At 75.2% G+C, this 19287-nt stretch carries 20 protein-coding genes; 9 read left to right on the top strand and 11 right to left on the bottom strand.

Annotated features, from left to right (window positions below):
• Positions 1–11: 11 nt before the first annotated feature.
• The 6 genes from ACFSHS_RS06035 to ngg form a co-directional block, all read right to left on the bottom strand.
• Positions 12–842: an AfsR/SARP family transcriptional regulator gene (locus tag ACFSHS_RS06035; protein WP_376873073.1), complete on the bottom strand. Its 831-nt coding sequence runs from the start codon at positions 840–842 to the stop codon at positions 12–14.
• Between the two features lie 181 nt (positions 843–1023).
• Positions 1024–1242 (bottom strand): hypothetical protein, encoded by a 219-nt coding sequence (locus ACFSHS_RS06030; protein ID WP_376873070.1) that lies wholly within the window; start codon positions 1240–1242, stop codon positions 1024–1026.
• Between the two features lie 258 nt (positions 1243–1500).
• On the bottom strand, positions 1501–2163 hold the full coding sequence (locus ACFSHS_RS06025) for a CPBP family intramembrane glutamic endopeptidase (RefSeq protein ID WP_376873067.1): 663 nt from the start codon (positions 2161–2163) through the stop codon (positions 1501–1503).
• Between the two features lie 147 nt (positions 2164–2310).
• Positions 2311–2469, bottom strand: a complete 159-nt coding sequence (locus ACFSHS_RS06020; protein ID WP_376873064.1) for a hypothetical protein — start codon at positions 2467–2469, stop codon at positions 2311–2313.
• A gap of 88 nt (positions 2470–2557) precedes the next feature.
• The gene (locus ACFSHS_RS06015) at positions 2558–3055 is read right to left on the bottom strand and encodes a hypothetical protein (RefSeq protein WP_376873061.1); all 498 of its coding nucleotides are present in this window, start codon (positions 3053–3055) and stop codon (positions 2558–2560) included.
• Positions 3056–3089: 34 nt separating this feature from the next.
• Positions 3090–4817, bottom strand: a complete 1728-nt coding sequence (gene ngg / locus ACFSHS_RS06010; protein ID WP_376873059.1) for an N-acetylglutaminylglutamine synthetase — start codon at positions 4815–4817, stop codon at positions 3090–3092.
• 399 nt (positions 4818–5216) lie between these two features.
• Between ngg and hflX the strand changes: the two genes are divergently transcribed.
• Both hflX and ACFSHS_RS06000 read left to right on the top strand, forming a co-directional pair.
• Entirely contained in the window at positions 5217–6380 is a 1164-nt protein-coding gene (hflX, locus tag ACFSHS_RS06005) for a GTPase HflX (protein WP_376873056.1), read from the top strand.
• A 67-nt stretch (positions 6381–6447) separates the two neighbouring features.
• Positions 6448–7992: an ATP-dependent DNA ligase gene (locus ACFSHS_RS06000; protein WP_376873054.1), complete on the top strand. Its 1545-nt coding sequence runs from the start codon at positions 6448–6450 to the stop codon at positions 7990–7992.
• Between the two features lie 27 nt (positions 7993–8019).
• Here the strand turns inward: ACFSHS_RS06000 and ACFSHS_RS05995 are convergent, their stop codons facing one another.
• Positions 8020–8841: an alpha/beta hydrolase gene (locus ACFSHS_RS05995; protein WP_376873052.1), complete on the bottom strand. Its 822-nt coding sequence runs from the start codon at positions 8839–8841 to the stop codon at positions 8020–8022.
• A 185-nt stretch (positions 8842–9026) separates the two neighbouring features.
• Here ACFSHS_RS05995 and ACFSHS_RS05990 point away from each other — a divergent pair, with 185 nt between their 5' ends.
• Together ACFSHS_RS05990 and ACFSHS_RS05985 are read left to right on the top strand one after the other, a co-directional pair.
• The gene (locus ACFSHS_RS05990; RefSeq protein WP_376873049.1) at positions 9027–9698 is read left to right on the top strand and encodes a cyclase family protein; all 672 of its coding nucleotides are present in this window, start codon (positions 9027–9029) and stop codon (positions 9696–9698) included.
• Between the two features lie 50 nt (positions 9699–9748).
• Entirely contained in the window at positions 9749–10468 is a 720-nt protein-coding gene (locus ACFSHS_RS05985) for a monooxygenase (protein ID WP_376873047.1), read from the top strand.
• Between the two features lie 16 nt (positions 10469–10484).
• Here the strand turns inward: ACFSHS_RS05985 and ACFSHS_RS05980 are convergent, their stop codons facing one another.
• Positions 10485–11516, bottom strand: a complete 1032-nt coding sequence (locus ACFSHS_RS05980) for an LLM class flavin-dependent oxidoreductase (RefSeq protein WP_376873045.1) — start codon at positions 11514–11516, stop codon at positions 10485–10487.
• Positions 11517–11676: 160 nt separating this feature from the next.
• Positions 11677–12225 (bottom strand): TIGR03086 family metal-binding protein, encoded by a 549-nt coding sequence (locus ACFSHS_RS05975; protein WP_376873042.1) that lies wholly within the window; start codon positions 12223–12225, stop codon positions 11677–11679.
• Positions 12226–12263: 38 nt separating this feature from the next.
• Here ACFSHS_RS05975 and ACFSHS_RS05970 point away from each other — a divergent pair, with 38 nt between their 5' ends.
• Positions 12264–13115, top strand: a complete 852-nt coding sequence (locus ACFSHS_RS05970) for a helix-turn-helix domain-containing protein (protein WP_376873040.1) — start codon at positions 12264–12266, stop codon at positions 13113–13115.
• Between the two features lie 82 nt (positions 13116–13197).
• Positions 13198–13641: an Hsp20/alpha crystallin family protein gene (locus tag ACFSHS_RS05965; protein WP_376873037.1), complete on the top strand. Its 444-nt coding sequence runs from the start codon at positions 13198–13200 to the stop codon at positions 13639–13641.
• A gap of 86 nt (positions 13642–13727) precedes the next feature.
• On the opposite strand, the gene ACFSHS_RS05960 is transcribed toward ACFSHS_RS05965, so the two are convergent.
• Positions 13728–14450 (bottom strand): SGNH/GDSL hydrolase family protein, encoded by a 723-nt coding sequence (locus ACFSHS_RS05960; protein WP_376873034.1) that lies wholly within the window; start codon positions 14448–14450, stop codon positions 13728–13730.
• A 65-nt stretch (positions 14451–14515) separates the two neighbouring features.
• Between ACFSHS_RS05960 and ACFSHS_RS05955 the strand changes: the two genes are divergently transcribed.
• From ACFSHS_RS05955 to ACFSHS_RS05945, 3 genes are read left to right on the top strand one after another with little or no spacing between them, the layout of a single operon-like run.
• Entirely contained in the window at positions 14516–16111 is a 1596-nt protein-coding gene (locus ACFSHS_RS05955; protein WP_376873032.1) for an FAD-dependent monooxygenase, read from the top strand.
• Complete coding sequence (locus ACFSHS_RS05950; protein WP_376873029.1) at positions 16108–16698, top strand: TetR/AcrR family transcriptional regulator; 591 nt, start codon at positions 16108–16110, stop codon at positions 16696–16698. Before ACFSHS_RS05955 ends, ACFSHS_RS05950 begins: the two co-directional genes overlap by 4 nt.
• A 41-nt stretch (positions 16699–16739) precedes the next feature.
• Positions 16740–18344 carry an alpha-amylase family glycosyl hydrolase gene (locus ACFSHS_RS05945; RefSeq protein ID WP_376873027.1) on the top strand — a complete coding sequence of 535 codons (1605 nt, stop codon included), beginning with the start codon at positions 16740–16742 and terminating at the stop codon, positions 18342–18344.
• 19 nt (positions 18345–18363) lie between these two features.
• On the opposite strand, the gene ACFSHS_RS05940 is transcribed toward ACFSHS_RS05945, so the two are convergent.
• A complete protein-coding gene (locus ACFSHS_RS05940) occupies positions 18364–19275 on the bottom strand; it encodes a diacylglycerol/lipid kinase family protein (RefSeq protein ID WP_376873025.1) in 912 nt (303 codons plus the stop codon).
• Positions 19276–19287: the final 12 nt, after the last annotated feature.

Here is a 19287-nt window from a genome sequence, read left to right as displayed (position 1 = left end):
GGTTCCTGGCGTCAGCGCCGACCACGGTGCGTGAAGTGCGCGGTCACCTCGCTGCGGAGCTCGGGCCCGGCCAGGTCGTGGGGCAGCCGCTGGGTCGGGACGCCGGTCGTGTGCTCGGCGCGAACGGGTTGCGCACGCGCGATCAGCTGCTCCATCTGCTTCGACGGCGTCACGCTGAGCTCGCGTGCCAGCAGCTCACGGAAGGTGCGATAGGCCCGCACCGCCTCGACCACGTTGCCCTCGGTCAGGTGGGCCCCCACGACCGCGCGGTGCGCACTCTCCCGTAGCGGCTCGGCACGTACCGCCGCGTACGCCGCCTGCACCGCCTCGCCGTAGCGTCCGGCGGACAACAGCCTGGCCGAGAGCGCCTCGAGGACGTGCAGCCGCAATTGGCGCAGTCGCTCCCGTTCCAGCAGCACCCAGTCGTCGTACCACCCGGGGAGCAGCTCGCCGTCGAGGCCCGGGTGCGGCCACGAGGAGCCGTCCACGGCGGCGGTCGGGTCCAGCACCCCCTGCGCCCAGTCCTTGAACTCACGGGCGTCGACGCGCACGCCCCCGGCCAGTCCCAGGGCGCCCCCGGAGGAGTCCACCAGTCCGGGAGCAACCTTCTGGACCCGCCACAACGCCGACCGCAGACTGCCGTGCGCGTGGCTCTCGGGAACGTCGGGCCAGAGTTGCCCGGCCACGGCTGCTCGCGCGGGCCGCCCGCACAGGCTCAGGTACGCGATCAGTCGCTGTGCGCACCGGGGAAGTCCGTCGACGACCGTCTCCCGGCCGTCGACGCCGCGGTGGAGCACGAAGCCGTCCAGCAGACCGACCCGCAGGTGGGGGGAAACGTCCACGAGGTGTCCCCTCTCGTGACGTCCTGCTGGATGGCCGGACGGATCGGCAGGGGCATGTCGCCGACCAGCGATCCTCACCAGGCCTGCTCGGAGGTGTCAATCACGTGAGGTGCCACGCGGCCTTGCCCGATCCGCGGGTGACGGTAGGTGCGTGCGCCTTGACCGCGTGCATGCAGCACCGTCATTGCGACGGCGCGCGTCCTCCCACGAAGTCGTCCAACCACGCTCGGACCGCCTCCACCGCGTCGCTGGCGGAGGACACCACGCCGAGGGTGACCTCGCCCCCCTCGTGCCCGACGGTGGTGTCCACGGCCGTCAGGCGACCACGGAAGTCGTCGGAGCCGGACTCCAGCCACACCCGGAGCACGAGCGTCGCGCTTCGGTCACTCTTCAAGGTCACCGTCCGTCCGGGCAGTCACGCGGCGTCGAGGACGCGCCTCGTCCGAGGCGACTCATTGTCCACGCCCGCGCAGCAAGGGCACAGTCGCCCGATCAGCGGAAAGTCCGCCCGGACCTGCGGCTCGATGTCCCGACCCCGGACCCGCGCGACACCGGGGAACCCGGTGCCCGGGAGTCGTCGGCCAGGTGGCAGCGACGGCGGACCGCGGCCCGCGCTGCATCCGGACCGTGGGCAGCCCCCGGAGCCGGCCGGGGTCCGTCAGCTCCGGCGGCGTGCCACCGCGCCGGCGAGGATGCCGAGGCTGTTGGTGGCGACGTGGACCAGCACCGGCGCGAGGAGGCTTCCGCTGCGCAGCCGCAGCCACCCGAACGCCAGGCCGGCGGCCCCGGTGGCCACACCGGCCGCCACCACCGCACCGGCCCGGACGACCGGGCCGTCCGCCAGGCCGTTCGCCGACAGTGCCTCGGCCGTGGGACGGACGTGCCAGATCCCGAAGACCGTCGAGGAGGCGACCGTCGCGGCGCGCACGGACGACAGCCGGGCCAGCGCGGCCAGGAGCACCCCGCGGAACGCCACCTCCTCCCACAGGACCGTGCCCAACGGGATGCGGACGAGGGCCTGGTGGACGAGCTGACGGCCGTCGAGGTCGGCCGTCCGGGCGTCGTCGAGCAGGGGGCGGAGACCGGGGACGGCGAGGGCGACGCCGTAGCCGCACGCGACCGCGGCGGAGGCGGCCGCACCCCACCGCAGCCCGTCGGGGAGACGGGGTCGGCCGAGGCCGATGTCCCCCCAGGTCAGGCCGCTGACCCGCGCCGCCGCGACGAACGATCCGGTGGCCGCCACGTTGACGACGACGTAGGAGCCGGGGTGTCCGGGGAGCCGGGTGACCACCACGTTGTTCCAGGCCGAGAGGACCAGCACGACCGGCGCCGCGAACGCCAGAGCCCGTCCCCTCCCCGCGGGACGAGCGGTTCCGCGGGGACGTCCCAGCGGTGGCAGGGCCACGTCACCGGCGGGGTCGCGCGTGCGCCGCACCGCTTTCGGCCGGGGCGCGGGGTGCGGCGCAGCTCACTCCCCCGGCGCCGGCCCCTGCCCCATCGCGTCGTCGACGGTGGTCTCGCCCTCCGTGCGGCCGCCGCCGGGCCGTTCGACGTCCTTGCCGACACTGGCGTGCGAGCCGTCCTCCGCGTCCCCTGCCGGCACCGGGGTGCCCGACTGCTCGGTCATCGCGTCCTCCTTCTCGTGGGCGTGTGCTGGTGGTTCCCCATGGCGCCGCCGCCTCACACCCACCGGACCGGACCGGTCCGGCCACTCCTCAGTGGCTGAGCGTGCCGCGGCGCGACTCCAGCGACGGCGGCACGAACCGCTCCGCCAGCAACCCCGTCGTCAGCGAGTAGACGGCCTTGTGGGCGGTGTCCCATGCCTGCTCCGGGAGCGGCCATGTCCGGGGCGGAGCGCCGCAGCCCGAGGCGTTCTCCAGGGTCTGGTCGAAGGACAGGCGGACGGCCGTGTGCGCCAGGTGCGCCCGCGGGCCGCGCAGCCCGACCGCGGCCCAGACGCCGCGCAGGGCCCCCAGCACGGCGCCCGTGCCCCAGTGCATGGCGTGGTTCCAGACGAGCGGGCGGTCGCTGTCGGAAGGGTGGCGTCCCAAGAGGGTCATCAGAGTCCGCCCCGGGACGTAGGAGTTCGGCCGGTGGGTCACCGACTGCTCCAGCTTCTCCGCCGCCGTCATCACGGCCACACCCAGGAGGCCGGCAGCCGCGCCCCGCGCGGCCGCCCGGCCGAGCACCCTCGGACGTCCGTCGCTTCCCATCAGCGTGTCCTCCCCTCCTGCCCGCGCGCCGCCGTCATCGCCGGCGCGTCTCCGGGAACAGCAGATCCACGAACCGCGCCGCGGTGGGCTGCGGCTCGTGGTTGGCCAGCCCCGGGCGCTCGTTGGCCTCGATGAAGACGTGGTCGGGGCCCTCGACGTCGGGCACCAGGAAGTCCAGACCCGTCACAGGGATGCCGATGGCCCGGCTCGCGCGCACGGCCGCGGCGGCGACGTCGGGGTGCAGCCGGTCCGTCACGGCCTCGATCGTGCCGCCGGTGTGCAGGTTGGCGGTCCGGCGCACGCGGATCCGGACACCCGCCGGCGGCACGTCGTCCATGGCCCAGCCGGCCGCCCGCACGTCACCGCGGGTCGTGTCGTCGAGCGGGATGCGCGACTCCCCGGCGGTCGCGCGCTCGCGACGGCGGCTGGTCTCCCGGATCAGGGCCGTGACGTCCCGCTGGCCGTCGCCGACCACCTCGGCCGGCCGGCGGACGGCGGCGGCGACGACCTCGTGGTCGATGACGACGACGCGCAGGTCGTGGCCGGACACCAGTTCCTCGACGAGCACGTCCGGGCAGTGCCGGAGCGCCAGGGCCACCGCCCGCTCGAGCTCGGCGGCCTCCCGGATCCCGACGGTGATGCCCTTCCCCTGCTCCCCCCGGGCCGGCTTGACCACGACCTGCCCGCAGCTGGCCAGCAGGCCCAGCGCGGCGGCGAGGTCGCCGTCCCTCGCCTCGGCAGCGGCGGCGACCCGGACGCCCGCCCGCTCGACGATGCGGCGGGTGACCCGCTTGTCGTCGCAGCGGCTCATCGCCACGGCCGTGGTGAGCTCCGAGAGGGACTCACGGGTGTACACGCTGCGCACGCCGCAGGTGAGCCGCAGCTCGCCGGAGGGGGCATCGGTCACCTCCACGCGGATCCCGCGGCGCAGCGCCTCGTCGGCCAGGATCCGCGCGTAGGGATTCAGCTCCTCCAGGCCGGGCGGCTCCCCGACGAACAAGGGCGCGTTGACCGCGTTCTTGCGCTTGACGCAGACGGCGGAGGTCGGCCGGAAACCGAGCCTCCGGTACAGCCGGATGGCGGCGTCGTTGTCGTGCAGGACCGACAGGTCGAGGTAGGCGCGGCCGCGGGCGCCGTAGCGCTCGACCAGCACCCGGACCAGCGCCTCGCCGGTTCCCGCGGGGGCGCGGCTGCGGTCGATCGCCAGGCACCACAGGCTGCTCCCGCCCTCCGGATCCCCGAAGGCGGCGACGTGGTCGACGCCGGTGACCGTTCCGACGATCTGCCCCGTGCGACGGTCCTCTGCGACGAGGTAGGTGACGGTGCGCGTGTGGTGGTTGGCCCACGTCGTGGCGGCCTCGGCCCGGAGCATGCCGTTGGCCGCGTGGATGCGGCTCATCTCGGCGACGTCGGCCGGGCAGGTGACCGTGCGGACGAACACGTCCTCGATCAGCTCCCGGCGGGGGCGGTACCGGTGCAGGTCGAGACGGAAGGTGTACGAGGGGTCGACGAACAGCTCGTCAGGAGCCAGCCCGACCAGCACCTGCGGGTCCCGCGGGTACATGCAGATGTCCCGGCGTCCGGGCTGCTCCCCGCGCAGCTCCTCCACCAGCCGCCTCGGGGAGGCGAACGTCTGCCCGAAGAGCAGGCGGCCCCACCCCAGATCGAGCACGGCCTCGTGCTGCATCCCGCGCAGCTGGTGCTCCGAGGGCACCGGCCAGCTGGCGCCGGTCATCGGTATCCGTGCGAGAGAGGACGTCATGCGACGCACCTCGGGCCTCATCACCACGACGCGCCCCCGCGGTTCTCCCGGTTCGCGCCGTCGAGGCCGTTCCTGCCGTCACCCATGGTCGATCCTCGGTCGTGCACCCGACGAGCACGGACTCCGGTCCCCACCGCGTGCGGCTGCACCGGCGTCGACATCGATCCGTCGAGCGCGTCGATCCAGGGGCGGTCTGTTCCACCCGGTGGCGTTCCGCAGTGATGCCCCCCGGCTCCGGCTCGAAACCGGCGAGCGCCGGTGGACCGCTCCGGTGGCGGACCGGGACCGGTGCGGCGAGCCTGACTGCGGAGGGCCCTCCCTGCCGGGACGGGCGCGGCGCGGGACACCGGCGAGCAGAGCCGGCCGGAAGTGCCCGCCCCACTCCACGAGGAGTGACCGATGCCAGGTCCATGGCTGGTTCCGTCCGGCGGTGCCGGCACGCGCGACGACGGGGACGGGCGCTCGCTGCCCGACGAGGAGGCGACCCGCGCCGTCCTGGTCGGTCTCGGGTCCGCGGAGGACGAGCCGGGGCTCGACGAGCTGGAGCGGCTCGCGTCGACCGACGGGGTGGCGGTCGTCGGCCGGCTGGTCCAGACCCGGGACCGCCCGGACCCGGCGACCTATCTCGGGTCGGGCAAGGTGACCGAGCTCGCCGGGATGGTGCAGGAGCGTTCGGCCGCACTGGTCATCGCCGACGGCGAGCTCACCCCCGGCCAGGTGCGGAACCTGGAGGACCGGCTCGGCGCCCGCGTCGTCGACCGGACCGCGCTGATCCTCGACATCTTCGCCCAGCACGCCCGGAGCAGTGAGGGCAAGGCGCAGGTGGAGCTGGCTCAGCTGGCCTATCAGCTGCCCCGCCTGCGCGGGCAGGGCACGGAGCTGTCCCGGGTGGGCGGCGGCCGGACGGCCGGAGGCGCCGGCATCGGCGTGCGCGGCCCGGGTGAGCAGCGGCTGGAGTCCGAACGCCGGCACCTGCGCCGCCGGATGACCGTCCTGCGCCGGCAGGTCGAGGAGACCGGCAAGCGCCGGGAGCGGACCCGCTCCCGCCGCCGGCGCAACCAGGTGCCCTCGGTGGCGCTGACCGGGTACACCAACGCCGGGAAGTCCGCTCTGCTGAACCGGCTCACCGGCGCCGACGTGCTGGTCCAGGACGCCCTGTTCGCCACGCTGGACCCCACCGTGCGCCGGACCCGGACGGCCGGGGGACGCGAGTACACCCTGACCGACACGGTCGGATTCGTCCGGCACCTGCCGCACCAGCTCGTCGACGCCTTCCGGAGCACGCTGGAGGAGGTGGTGGACGCCGACCTGGTGCTGCACGTCGTCGACGCGACCGCTGCCGACGCCATGGCGCAGGTGACCACGGTGCGCGGGGTGCTCTACGAGATCGGCGCCCGCGACAAGCCCGAGCTCCTGGCCATCAACAAGATCGACGTCGCACCGCCGGAGTGGGTGGCCGCCCTGCGCAGCGCCTATCCGGCCGCGATTCCCGTCTCGGCGCTCACCGGCGAGGGCATCGACGACCTCCGCGCCGCGATCGACCGGGCCCTCGGCCGGCTCTAGCCGGAAGGGCAGCCGCGGCCGGCGTCCGGGAATGCCGCCGCGGGGCCGCCCCTGCGAGCATGGCGCGGTGCTCCTCGCCGACGTCGTCACCGCCTCCGCCGCGGTCGCGGGCACGCGGTCCCGCACGGGCAAGGCCGCGGTCATCGCCGACCTGCTGCGCCGGGCCGGCATCGACGAGGTGGAGCCGGTCACGGGCTGGCTGGCCGGGGAGGCACGGCAGGGCCGGCTGGGCGTCGGGTGGCGCACGCTGTCCCGGCTGGCGGGCGAACCCGCCGCGGCGCCGTCGCTGGAGGTCGTCGAGGTCGACGGCGCCCTCACGGACCTCGCCGCCACGGGTGGCGCGGGCTCGACAGCGCGTCGCGACGCGACGGTGACCGCGCTGCTGGCCGCGGCCACCGCGGAGGAGCAGCACTTCCTCGTCCGGCTGCTCTCCGGCGAGCTGCGCCAGGGGGCGCTGGAGGGAGTCGTGCTGGACGCCGTCGCGGCGGCGGCCGGCGTGCCGTCCGCGGCCGTGCGCCGGGCCTTCATGCTGTCCGGCCGGCTCCCCGGGACCGCCGCCCTGGCCCTGACCGGCGGAGTGGCCGCGCTCGACGCCGTGCGCCTCGAGGTGGGCCGTCCGGTGCGCCCGATGCTGGCGAGCCCGGGGGCCTCGCTCGACGCCGCACTCGCCGACCTGGGCCCCGGGGTCACCGTCGAGCACAAGCTCGACGGCGCGCGCATCCAGGTGCACCGGGACGGCGACGTGGTGCGGGTGTGGACCCGCACGCTGCGCGAGGTGACCGGCGGCGTGCCCGAGCTCGTCGACCGGGTCCGGGCCCTGCCGTGCGACACCGCCGTGCTCGACGGCGAGACCCTGGCCCTGGACGACGACGGCCGGCCACGCGCCTTCCAGGACACGATGAGCCGCTTCGGCAGCGGGGCGGGCGGGGAGACGGCGGACGAGGGGGTGCTGCTCAGCCCGTTCTTCTTCGACCTGCTGCACCTGGACGGGCGTGATCTCCTCGACGAACCGCTGCACGTCCGCCTCGACGCGCTGGCCGGGCTGCTGTCGGCCGAGGAGCACGCCCCGCTGCGCATGCCGGGCGTCCGCGAGCCGGACCCCGGGCAGGCGGCCGCGGTGCTGGACGCCGCCCTCGACGCCGGCCACGAGGGCGTCGTCGTCAAGGCGCTCGGCGCCGCCTACGCGGCCGGCCGGCGGGGCAGGGCCTGGCAGAAGGTGAAACCCGTCCACACCCTCGACCTGGTCGTGCTGGGCGCGGAATGGGGCTACGGCCGCCGCTCGGGAAAGCTCTCGAACATCCACCTCGGCGCCCGCGACCCCGACGGCGGCGAGCCGGTCATGGTGGGCAAGACGTTCAAGGGGATGACCGACGAGCTGCTCGACTGGCAGACGCGGACGTTCCCCGCGCACGCCGCCGAGCGGACCGGGTGGGGCCTGCGGCTGCGGCCGGAGCTCGTCGTCGAGATCGCGCTGGACGGCGCGCAGCGCAGCCCGCGGTATCCGGGCGGGGTGGCACTGCGGTTCGCCCGCGTGGTGCGCTACCGGCCGGACAAGAGCCCGGCGGACGCCGACACCGTCGACGCCGTCCGGGCGCTGCTCGCCGGCCCGTGAGCCGGCGCGGCGGCCGGGGGCGGCCGGTCAGGCCCGCCGCACCCGCAGGGCCTCGTCGACGAAGGCGGTGACGTCGGACAGCACTTCGTCGGCGTTGGTCTCGTTGAAGATCTCGTGCCGGGCCTCCGGGTAGATCCGCTCGACGTAGCGCTCGCCCCGCACGTGCTCGATCCCGCTGCGGGTGCCACCGACGGGGACCAGCTGGTCGGCCTCCCCGTGGGCCCACATCAGCGGCAGGGACCCCAGCGACGGGCCTGCCTGCACGGCGGCCAGTGCGCGCTCGATCGCCTCGACCGTGGTGCGGCGGAAGGGCCCGTGCCAGACGAGGGGGTCGTCGTCGTAGGCCCTGCCCACCTCGGGGTCGCGGCTGAGCGTCGTGCTGTCCAGCGGGACGTCGGGCATCTCCGGCAGCGCCAGCAGTGCCGCGGCCGCCTCCCACCGTCCCACCAGCGGCCCGGAGAGGACGACGGCGGCCAGCGAGTCGCCGTAGCGCTGCGCGTACCGGGCGGCGATGAGCCCACCCATCGAGTGGCCGACCAGGACCACCGGCAGGTCCGGATGCTCCTCGCGGGCCTTCCGGTCCACCTCGTGCAGATCGTCGACGACCCGCTCGAAATCGGCGATCACAACCCGCTCACCCTCGCTCTTGCCGTGGCCCACGTGGTCCACGGCGTGGACGACGGCCCCGTGGGCCACCAGGGCACTCGCGACGTGCTCGTACCGCCCGACGTGCTCGCCGTAACCGTGGGCCAGGAGGACCAGGTAGGACGGGGCGCCCTGGCCCTCCCACGTCCGGGCGACCAGGCGGCCGCCGTGGCCGTCGAGCGTCCACTCGCGGGACCGGGTCATCGCCACCTCCGGGTCCGGGCGCGCCGTCGCGCCACATGTGCCACCCGCGGATCCTGCCAGGGCGGGATCCGGCGTCGTCGAGCCGCCGCGCCGGTCGGCGGCACACCAGCCCGACGGGTGACCGGCCCCGCAACCGTTGGCACCCGGAGGTCGTGGGTCGCCCGCCTCGTGGGTAGCACGCCGCCGTGACCTACTACGTCGACGTGACCGTGCCCCTCGTCCCGGGTCGCGTGCCGCTGTACCCCGGCGACACCGAACTCGAGGTCCGGCGCGAGCAGCACCGGGCGCGTGGCGCGCCCGCCAACGTCTCCTCGCTCACCTGCTCGCTGCACTGCGGCACGCACGTCGACGCGCCCGTGCACTTCCTCGACGGCTCCCCCGGGATCGAGGCCGTGCCGGTCGAGACGTTGCTCGGACCGGCGTGGGTCGCCGACGCCGGCGGCGTGCACGGCCACATCGACGCCGCGGCCCTGGACCGTCTGGAGATCCCCGACGAGGCCGACCGCGTGCTGTTCAGGACGTCGAACTCCGCGCTGTGGGATGCCCCGGCGTTCGTCGAGGACTTCGTCGCCCTGATGCCGGACGCCGCCGAGGCCCTGGCTCGTCGCCGCCTGCTGCTCGTCGGCATCGACTACCTGTCCATCGCCCCGTACCAGGACCCGGGACCGACGCACGAGACGTTCCTCCGGGCCGGCGTCACCGTGCTCGAGACGCTCGACCTCCGCGGCGTCGAGCCGGGCTGGTGGACCCTCACCTGCCTGCCCCTGCGGATTCCCGGCGCCGACGGGGCACCGGCCCGGGCCCTGCTGAGCCGCCCCGGTTCGCCCGGCCGGAACGGCGGGACGGCGCGGGCCTGACGCCGGCGGTGCACCGGCACGCCGGGGAGACGTCGGGCAGCATCGTCGGTGTGACCGGTCCCGCCGTCGTGACGATGCACCTCTGGGGGGTGCCCGCACGCGCCGTGCCGCGGGCCGTGGCGCACATGGCCACCGACCGTGGACCCCTGCGGGCCACGCCCGGGCTGCGCTTCGCGAAGCTCCTGGGCACCGGCAGCGGCCGGACCTTCACCGCCCGGGACGCCGATCTGCGCCGGTGGGGGCTGCTCGCCGTCTGGGACGACGCCGCGGCGGCGTCCGCCTTCGAGCAGGGGCCGGTGCCCGGACGCTGGCGTCGCTTCTCCGCGGAGGAGTGGGTCGCTCGTCTGGAGCCGCTGGCCGCGCGGGGCCGCTGGTCGGGGCAGGAGCCGTTCGGCCACCCCCGGCCGCGGGCGTGGGAGGGACCGGTCGCCGCGATCACGCGGGCCCGCCTGGTGCTGCGGCGGGCGGCGCGGTTCTGGGCCGCCGTCCCGCCCGTGTCCGCCGACCTGCACCGGACCGCGGGTCTGCGGCTGGCGCTGGGCATCGGCGAGGCACCCGTGGGGCTGCAGGGCACCTTCAGCGTCTGGGACTCCGGCTCGGCGCTCAACGCGTTCGCCTACCGGCGGACCGCCCACGTCGCCGTCGTCGACCGGACCGCCCGGGAGGGGTGGTACGCCGAGGAGCTGTTCGCCCGCTTCGCCGTCCGGTCGACGTCGGGCACCCTCGACGGGGTCGACCCGCTGGGGTCGGCGGCCTCGGGCCGGCCCTGACGACGGACCGGGCGGGTCACGCCGCCCCGGCCACCCGCGGCACGACCTCGGTGCCGAGCAGTTCGATCCCCCGCAGCAGGTCGGCGTGGGCCAGGCGCGGATTGGTCATCTGCAGGGCGATCCGGTCCACCCCGCCCAGCTGGTGGGAGACGCGCACCAGCTTGGCGGCCACGGTGTCCGGATCGCCCGTGAAGAACGCGCCGTCCGGACCGCTGGTCGCGTCGAACTGGGCCCGGGTCGGTGGCGCGAACCCTCGCTCGCGGGACACCTTGGTGAACATCTCGTGCCAGCCCGGATAGATGGTGTCGGCGGCCGCCTGCGTGCTCTCGGCGACGAAGCCGAAGACGTGCAGCCCGACCTTCAGTTGCTCCGGCGGGTGTCCGGCCTGCGCCCCCGCGCGCCGGTACAGGTCCACGAGCGGCGCGAACTGGCGCGGCTGGCCGCCGATGATCGCGACCATGAGCGGCAGGCCCAGCAGCCCGGCGCGGACGAAGGACTCCGGCGTGCCGCCGACGCCGACCCAGACGGGCAGTGGATCCTGCACCGCCCGGGGGTACACGCCCTGCCCGGTCAGTGGCGGGCGGTGCCGGCCCGACCAGGTGACGTGCTCGGACTCCCGGATGCGCAGCAGCAGGTCGAGCTTCTCGGTGAACAGCGAGTCGTAGTCGGCCAGGCTCAGCCCGAACAGGGGGAACGCCTCGGTGAAGGAGCCACGGCCCACGACCAGGTCGATGCGCCCCTTCGAGATCAGGTCGAGGGTGGCGAACTGCTGGAACACCCGCACGGGATCGGCAGCGCTGAGCACGGTGACCGCGCTGCCCAGGCGGATGCGCGAGGTCCGCGCCGCGGCCGCCGCCAGGATCACCGGGGGTGCGGAGTCGTAGTACTCGCTGCGGTGGTGCTCGCCGATCCCGAAGGAGTACAGCCCGACCTCGTCGGCCAGGGCGATCTCCTCCAGCAGGTGCTCCATCCGCTCCGCGGGCCCGATCCGGCGGCCGGTCGAGGGGTCGGTCACCGCCGCGACGAAACTGTCGATACCGAGGTGCACGGCGGTCCTCCCGGGCGCGGCGGTGCGCCGACGGACCGGTCGCCGTCAAGCGCTCAACCAGGAGTCAACACGACGCCGGTCCCCCGGCGCTGCACCGAGGGACCGCGCGCCGGAGTCCGGTCCGGCGCCCGGAGTCCGGTCCGGCGCGTGGTCGGGCCGCTCAGGCGCTCCGACCGAGCCGGGCGAGGACGCGGGCCGCACGGCCGGCGTCCTCCGGGGGCTCGACGCCGCGGCGGCAGATGCCCTCCATGTAGAGCGCCTCGCCGAAGCTGTCCGCGCCCGCCTCGATGCGGTCGAGCTCGGCGTCGGAGAGCCGGGCGTCCGCGCCGACCGACCGGGCGATGTCCCAGCGGTGCACGAGCATGTCCCACACGTAGGCCTGGTCGAAGGTCGCCCCCACCGTGGTGGGGCCGAAGAACCCGTCGTACCCGGTGTCCACGACCCGATCGTCGGAGATCACCGCCGTGACGCGCTCGGCGTGGTCCCGCCACGCCGCCACGGGATCCGCCGCCACGTCGGGGGCCGGCCCGAGCTCGATGCCGCGTCCGGCGAGGAAGTCGCGCTGGGTCTCGATCACGTGGGCGAGGACGTCCCGAGCGGACCATCCGGCACACGGCGACGCGTTGTCCCAGCCGTCGCGGGGAACCGCCTCGAGGACGGCGAGCAGGGGGCGGGAGGCGTTCTCGTACTGCGTCGATGTGGTCGTCATGGGCCGCACGCTAGGTCCGTGCGGCACCCTGGGTATTGATGAAACCCGACAGCTCCGGCACCGCTGCGGCTGCGGCCGAACGGGACCGGATCGACCGCGCGCACCTCAAGGACCCCGGCGACGTCTCGCACGTGATGCACCGGTACGAGCGCCCGCCCGCCTTCGAGGGGCTGCTGCAACGGTTCTGGATCCCCGTCTGGTCGGTGCCACCGGGTCAGGAGGCGCCGCAGCGGGTGCTGCAGTACCCGGTGAGCCTCGTCGTGATCACACCGGACTACGCCCGGTTCTACGGCGTCGTGTCCGGCCTGTCGACGACCACGCTGACCGGGACGGGGTGGGCCGTCGGGGTGATGTGCGAGCCGGCGGCCGGACACCTGATCGCGCGGGCGCCCATGGCGGCCTACACCGACCGGTTCGTCGACGTCGCCGAGGTCCTCGGGGACGCGGCCGGCCCGCTGGTGGAGCGGGTCCGCACCGCGATGGCCGCCGATCCCTCGGCGCCCGACGCGCACCGGGCCGCCATGGAGGCCTACGGGGAGGCGCTCCGGCCGTTCCTGCCCGTCGACCCCGAGGGGCGGCTGGTCAACCGGCTGGTGACCTTCGTGGAGTCGCGGAGCGACGTCACGCGGGTCGCCCAGGTCTGCCGCGAGTTCGACCTCTCCGAGCGGGCGCTGCAGCGCCTGGTCCACCGCCGCCTGGGCCTGACGCCCAAGTGGCTCATCCAGCGACGCCGGTTGCAGGAGGCGGCCGAGCTGCTGCGCACCGGCTCCGCGAGCCCCGCGGAGGTGGCCGCGGCGCTCGGCTACGCCGACCAGCCGCACTTCATCCGCGACTTCGGCCGGGTGACCTCGATGACCCCGGGAGAGTTCGCCGCGCTGCACGGCAACTGACGCTGCTCCCGGGAATCTACAGCGCTCACTGGAAGTTCTTGTCGGTGTCCCGATCACGCAGCGCACTTGAGAGGAGGATCCGATGGCACTGCCCGTTCCCATCCGCTCCCGCGCCCAGTCCGCTCCGGACCCCTTCCGGGAGCTCGAAGAGTTGAGCGAGCGCCTCACCAGCCTGTGGGAGCCGGTGCTCGGCAGCGGACTGGACCGCTGGGTCCCGCTCGCGGACCTGGAGGAGACCGACGACGCCTACTCGGTGGAGCTCGAGCTGCCCGGCGCCGGTGACGACGACGTCGACGTCCAGCTCGACGACCGCGTGCTGACCGTCTCCGGCGAGGTGCGCGAGAAGAAGCGCAAGGGCATCCTGCACCGCCGCAACCGCCGGGTGGGCCGGTTCCACTACGCGGTGACCCTGCCCGGTGACGTCGACGCCGACGGGGTGGACGCCCAGCTGCGCGACGGTGTCCTGACCGTGCGGATCCCGAAGGCCGCCCACGTGAAGCGCCGGCGGATCGCCATCACCAGCTGAGCCGGCCCGTGGGGCCCCGGCGGCCCCCGACCGCCCGGATGACCCCGTGGCGCGCGTCCACCGCCGGGACCGTGCCACGGGCGCTCTCATCCGCCGGGGTGCAGCGCGGCCCAGAACGCCGCGCGCACGCCGTCGGCGCCCCAGGCGTTGGGCTCGATGAGCCGGCAGTACCACTGACGGCGGTTCGCGGGCCGGGCCTCGGGGCGGGTCGGGTCCCCCGCCGAGAGTCCGTGGCCCCGGAACCGCTCGGCGATCTCCGCCACCAGCGCCCCGTGCGCCCTCGCCGTCCGGCGGAGCACGTCGTTCAGCTCGGCGATGACCGCCACCGCGTCCGGCCACGGCGGAAGCCCCAGCCGGGCCGCGTCGCCGGTTCCGTCACTGGGGTCGTACACCGTGCCGACGACGATGCGGCCCGACGGGGCGAGCCGGTCGGCGAGCACGGGCAGCGCCCGGTCCACCGCCTCCCCCACGCGCGAGATCACCCGCCGGGCGGCGGCGGTGTCGCCGTAGGCGCCCAGCAGGTCGTTGCCCCCGATGGTCAGCGTCACCAGCATGGGCGCCGGTCGCGCAGCGAGCCTGGGCAGCTGCGCGTCGAGGAGGGTCGCGGTCGTCGCGCCGTCCGTGGCCAGGAGGGCGAACTCCGTGCCGGGGTCGGCGGTCAGCAGGTCCCGGCCGCGCCACTCCGGGAAGTCGTCGTCCCGGTTCGCGAACAGCAGGCTGGCCCCGCCGCGCCCCGGCCCGCCGGCGTACTCGTCGATGGAGATGGAGTCGCCCAGGGCGACGTACAGCGGGCGCTGGGCGGAGGGCATGGCCAGGATTCTGCTCCCGGGCGACGGCGTTGCCAGGCGAGGAAGGTCGCGTTAGTCTCTCTCGCATGTTAGTGACTAACACGGAGAGGACGATCCTCGTGGTGGGCGCCGGGCCCACGGGACTGATCCTCGCCTGCGATCTCCTGGCGTCGGGGGTCCCGGTCCGGCTCGTCGACGCGGCAGCGGGGCCGGCCACCACGTCGCGGGCGCTCGGGCTCCAGCCGCGCGGCGTGGAGGTGCTCGAACGAGCCGGCGGGCTGGGTGACCTCGAGCTGCGGTCGAACCCGATCGCCCGCGTGGCGGTGCACCTGGGGAGCCGCACCGCCGCCACGCTCGACCTGGGCAGGACGACCCGGCTCGTGACCCGCCCGGGGCTCCTCGTGTCCCAGGCGGAGATCGAGGCGGGGCTCCGCGTGCGCCTGGCCGAGCTCGGCGGACGGGTCGAGTGGGGGCAGGAGGTCACCGACCTCCGCCAGGACGCCGACGGCGTCACGACCGTCCTCGGCGACGGCTCCGCCCTCGCCGCCGACTGGGTGGTCGGGTGCGACGGCGCCCACAGCCGGGTGCGCAAGCTCGCCGGCATCCCCTTCCCCGGCGTCCAGATCATCGAGCGGTTCCTGCTGGCCGACGTCCACGCCCGGTTGCCGGCCGGCCGCGACACGGTGTCGGTGTTCGTCTCCGGCGAGGACATGGTGGCGGCGTTCCCGCTCCCCGGGGAGGACCTGTGGCGGCTCATGGCACCCGCTCCTGCCGGCACCCCGGACGACCTGGACGACGGCGCCGTGGTCGACCTCCTCACCGGCGCGCTGCGGGCGCGCACCGGCTGGCCCCCCTCGGTCGTCGGCGCGGCGGAGTGGACCTCCACCTTCCGCATCCACCGCCGGCTGGCCGACCACTACCGGCGGGGCCGGGTGCTGCTTGCCGGCGACGCCGCGCACATCCACAGCCCGGTCGGCGGCCAGGGCCTGAACACCGGCATCGGCGACGCCGAGAACCTGGCGTGGAAGCTGGCGCTGGTGGCCCACGGCGTGGCCGATCCGGTCCTCCTCGACACATACGAGGCCGAGCGGCGTCCCGTGGCCGAGGAGGTGCTGCAGTCGACGAGTGCGCTGACCCGCATGGTCATGGGCGACTCGCTGCCCGCGCGGCTGTTGCGCGACCGCGTCTTCCTGCCGGCGCTGCGCCGTGCCGCCGTCCAGCGGCTGATCTGGGAGCAGGCGTCCCAGCTGCGGATCAGCTACCGGCGTGGCCCGCTGGCCGGCTCCCGGTGGGCGGCGGCCGGACGGCGCCCACGGCCCGGTGACCGGGTGGCCGACCTGCCGTGCCGCCGTCCCGACGGATCGACCACCCGGCTGCACGCGGAGCTGGGGTCGCGGTGGGCCCTGCTCGTGCCGCCGGCCCGGTCGGCCGGGGAGGCCGCGCGGATCGACGACCACGCCGCGGCGGTACGCCACCGACTGGGCGGACTGGTCCAGGTGCTGACGGCAACGGGCGCGCGCACGCGGCAGCTGTTGCTCGTGCGGCCCGACGCCCACCTGTTCTGGCGCGGCGGCCTCGCGGCGACCGGTCCGGATGCCCGGCTCGCCTCCGCGCTCGGTTCCGGACGGGGCAGAATCCTCCCGTCGTCGTCCCTGCCCGGACCGGAGGTCGAGCATCGGTGAGCGCCCCCGGACCCGGCCCCGGGCTGAGGGAACGCAAGAAGGCCGAGACGCGCCGCCGGATCCAGGAGGCGGCTCTGCGCCTGATCCTGGACAAGGGCTACGACGCGACCACCGTCGAGGAGATCGCCGCGGCGGCCGACGTCTCCCACATGACCTTCTTCCGCCACTTCCCGACCAAGGAAGCCGTGGTGGAGACCGACGACTACGACCCGCTGATCGCCCGGCTGATCGCCGAGCGCCCCCTGGACGAGGCGCCGCTCACCGCTCTGCACCGCGCCCTCGGTTCGGGGCTGGCCGCGGTGCACGCCGAGCACCGCGACGTCCTCCTCGCCCGCACGCGGCTGGTCTTCACCACCCCGGCGCTGCGGGCCCGCATGGCCGACAACCAGTTCGCCACCGAGCGGCTGTTCGCCGAGGCCCTCGCCCGGCGCCTGGGTGTCGACGTGAGCCTCGACCTGCGCGTCCAGTCCGCCGCCGCGCTCGCCGCGCTCACCGTCGCCCTGGGCACCTGGGTGGAGTCCGACGGCACCGAGGACCTCCCCCGGCTCGTCGACCGGGCCTTCCGCGCACTCGGCGTCGAACCGTAGTCGGCGGGCATCGGGTGCGGGCCCGACCTAGGCTCGGCGGCATGGCGGCGCCTGCGTGGTGGCAGCGCGGGGCCGTCTACCAGATCTACCCGCGCTCGTTCGCCGACGGCGACGGCGACGGTGTCGGCGACCTCGCCGGGATCCGGGGGCATCTCGACCACCTGTCCGACCTGCACGTCGAGGCCGTGTGGCTCTCGCCGGTGTTCCCGTCGCCGATGGCGGACTTCGGCTACGACGTCGCCGACTTCTGCGACATCGACCCGCTGTTCGGCACCCTCGAGGACCTCGACCGACTGGTCCAGGACTGCCACGACCGCGGGATCAAGGTCGTCCTCGACTGGGTGCCCAACCACACCTCCGACCAGCACCCGTGGTTCCGCGCCTCCCGCTCGTCCCGCGACGATCCTCGGCGGAACTGGTACGTCTGGCGGGACGGCGCCCCCGACGGCGGCCCGCCCAACGACTGGCGGTCGGAGTTCGCCGCGGTGGGCCCGGCGTGGACCTTCGACGACGGCAGTGGACAGTGGTACCTGCACTCCTACACCCCGCAGCAGCCGGACCTGAACTGGGAGGAGCCCGCGGTCGAGGCGGCCATGCACGACGTGGTCCGGTTCTGGCTCGGCCGGGGCGTCGACGGCCTCCGGATCGACGCACTGCAGCGGCTGGCGAAGGACCCGCTGCTGCGCAGCAACGCCGGCGCCGCCCGCCGCCACGACCAGGACTGGCCGACCGCCCACGAGCGGCTGCGGGGCATCCGGCGGGTGGTCGACGAGTTCCCCGACCGCATGATCGTCGGCGAGGTCTACCTCCTGGACCTCGACAGGGTGGTCGGCTACCTCGCGGGCGGCGACCAGCTCCACCTGGCCCACAACTTCGTGTTCCTGCACCTGCCGTGGGACGCCGACGCCTTTCGCTCGGTCATCGACCGGTTCGAGGCGCTGACCGGGGGCGAGGCGCTGACCGGGGGTGAGGCCTGGCCGGCGTGGTTCCTGGGCAACCACGACCACTCCCGCATCGCCACCCGCTACGACGACGGCGGGCACGGACCCGCCCGTGCGCGGGCGGTCGCGCTCATGCTGACCGCCCTGCGGGGCACGCCGTTCGTCTACCAGGGCGACGAGCTGGGGCTCCCGGACGCCGTGATACCGCCCGACCGCGTCGTCGACGTCGACGGGCGCGATCCCGAGCGGGCACCCATCCCCTGGGAGCCGCCGTCGGTCGCCGGTCCCGGGGCGGGGTTCACGACCGGCGAGCCGTGGCTGCCGCTGGTGGCCGACGCCGAGCGCCTGTGCGTCCGGCGCCAGGCCGCGGACCCGGACTCCACGCTCTCCCTCGTCCGCCGGCTGGCGGAACTCCGGGCGCGATCCCGCACGCTGCAGACCGGCCGGCAGGAGACCGTGGACGCGGGGCCGGGCGTGCTGGCGTGGTGGCGCGAGCACGACGGCGAGCGCCTGCTCGCCGCGGTCAACTTCGCTCCCGGGCCGACGGGCCTCGCCGTGCTGTCCGCCCCGGCCGCGCGGTGGGAGCTCCTGGTGTCCACCGATCCCGGGCGAGCGGATCCTCCCGACCACGGCGCGCAGCGGGACCTGGGACGGGTGCGCCTGGGACCGAGCGAGGCCGTGCTCCTGCGGGTGCACGGCGACTGACCCATCGGCCGTCGCCGGGTCACCGCGGGACGAGCACCGACCAGGCGTGCCGCTGCACGCGCCAGGTGCGCGACGCGACCCCCTCCTGGAGCTCACCGTCGGCGTTGAGGTCGACCGGCGGCCCCGAGAAGCTCACCTCCCGGCCCCGCGTGACGACGACGTCGTCGCGCTCGCCGTGCCGGCCGGCGAGCAGGGCCGTCGCGAACGCGGCACGGGCGACCGGACCCGTCGCGGCGCAGACGACGACGTCGGCCAGGCCGTCGTCGACCCGGGCATCGGGGGCCAGCGGTGCACCCCCGCCGATCGTCCGTCCGGTGCACACGGCGACCATGAGGACGTCGGTGCTCCCGTCCGCCGCCCAGCCCTCCGCCTCGTGGACGGCCACCCGCCCGTCCACCTCCACCCGGAGCGGCCACCCGCTGGTGGTCGCCCCGGCGATCGCGGCACCCAGCGGGAAGGCCGCCGCCCCCAGCCGGTCCTTGAACCGGACCGCCTCCGCGCCGGCCAGGGCACCCACGCCCACGTGGACGGCGTTGACCACCACTCCCCCGGCGTCGTCACGGACCAGGTCCACCGGACGGCCGACGCCGGTCAGCACCACGGCAGCGGCCTCGGCCGGATCCGGCGGGAGCCCCAGCGTGCCGGCGAGGTCGTTGCCGGTGCCGCGCGGGATGATGCCGACCGGCTCCTCGGTGGCCAGGGCGCCGACCCGGTCCAGCGCCCGGACAGCGGCGTGCACCGATCCGTCACCGCCCACGACGACCACCCGCCGGTCCCCGCGCGTTGCGACCGCCTCCATGAGCTCGTCGGCGCCGGCGGTGGCGGCCACCCGCACGTCCGCCCCCGCACGGAGCGCCTTCAGCGCCGCGGCCACGGAGTCGTCGTCGGTGGTGCCGGCCGCCCGGTTCACCACGACCAGTAGTCCCTGCACGGCAGTACTAGA

This window comes from Blastococcus deserti (genome assembly GCF_042682525.1).
GTDB classification, from domain to species: Bacteria; Actinomycetota; Actinomycetes; order Mycobacteriales; family Geodermatophilaceae; genus Blastococcus_B; species Blastococcus_B deserti.
This window is presented reverse-complemented; position numbering and strand designations above follow the sequence as displayed.

Coding starts and splice junctions, on each gene's coding strand:
- ACFSHS_RS06020 (WP_376873064.1), bottom strand. CDS start 2,469: ATGACCGAGCAGTCGGGCACCCCGGTGCCGGCAGGGGACGCGGAGGAC.
- ACFSHS_RS05970 (WP_376873040.1), top strand. CDS start 12,264: ATGAAACCCGACAGCTCCGGCACCGCTGCGGCTGCGGCCGAACGGGAC.
- ngg (WP_376873059.1), bottom strand. CDS start 4,817: ATGACGTCCTCTCTCGCACGGATACCGATGACCGGCGCCAGCTGGCCG.
- hflX (WP_376873056.1), top strand. CDS start 5,217: ATGCCAGGTCCATGGCTGGTTCCGTCCGGCGGTGCCGGCACGCGCGAC.
- ACFSHS_RS05995 (WP_376873052.1), bottom strand. CDS start 8,841: ATGACCCGGTCCCGCGAGTGGACGCTCGACGGCCACGGCGGCCGCCTG.
- ACFSHS_RS06015 (WP_376873061.1), bottom strand. CDS start 3,055: ATGGGAAGCGACGGACGTCCGAGGGTGCTCGGCCGGGCGGCCGCGCGG.
- ACFSHS_RS05955 (WP_376873032.1), top strand. CDS start 14,516: ATGTTAGTGACTAACACGGAGAGGACGATCCTCGTGGTGGGCGCCGGG.
- ACFSHS_RS05965 (WP_376873037.1), top strand. CDS start 13,198: ATGGCACTGCCCGTTCCCATCCGCTCCCGCGCCCAGTCCGCTCCGGAC.
- ACFSHS_RS05975 (WP_376873042.1), bottom strand. CDS start 12,225: ATGACGACCACATCGACGCAGTACGAGAACGCCTCCCGCCCCCTGCTC.
- ACFSHS_RS05945 (WP_376873027.1), top strand. CDS start 16,740: ATGGCGGCGCCTGCGTGGTGGCAGCGCGGGGCCGTCTACCAGATCTAC.
- ACFSHS_RS05960 (WP_376873034.1), bottom strand. CDS start 14,450: ATGCCCTCCGCCCAGCGCCCGCTGTACGTCGCCCTGGGCGACTCCATC.